Here is a 487-nt window from a genome sequence, read left to right as displayed (position 1 = left end):
CCCTGATCTGATCCACTATTTGTGTTTTTTGACGTCCTTTGAAGGTCCGAACAGGGTCATTGATTTTTTTAGAATATCGTTCTCCAATTTCGTATTGTAGAGTTCCTGCTTCTTCTTAACGAGCTCCGCTCGTAAACGTTCAAGTTCACTTTGTTTTTCTAATTGACGAACTTGTTTTTTCTTACGTTTCATTTTAGATGGCCTGCCTTTAGGATGAGATCTTAAGCCCATAATACCATCACGGATGAACACTTTTCGCCAAATACTTATTTGTGCGGCTAAAATATCATATTTCATAGCAACAATGGCTAAAGAATCATCATGAGTTTGGTAGTAGTCTATCACATCTAATTTAAACTCTGATGAGAAATATCGCTTGTGTCTTTTTCGATTAAAAGTTTCTACACCACCTAATTTATACAGTTGAATCCATTTTCGGACTTGACGCCCAGGTAAGTCATATTTAGAAGCTACTTCCGAGGCATTG

General features: G+C 37.0%; 1 protein-coding gene. It reads right to left on the bottom strand.

Translation table 11 applies throughout. The features are described 5' to 3' along the window. Window positions 1-15: 15 nt before the first annotated feature. On the bottom strand, window positions 16-487 hold a 472-nt coding region (locus GSM_RS13615), incomplete at its 5' end, for a transposase (RefSeq protein ID WP_010078426.1).

It is taken from the genome of Liquorilactobacillus mali KCTC 3596 = DSM 20444 (genome assembly GCF_000260415.1).
GTDB classification, from domain to species: domain Bacteria; phylum Bacillota; class Bacilli; order Lactobacillales; family Lactobacillaceae; genus Liquorilactobacillus; species Liquorilactobacillus mali.
The sequence above is the reverse complement of the archived record's forward strand: the minus strand, read 5'-3'. Positions and strand labels throughout refer to the sequence as shown.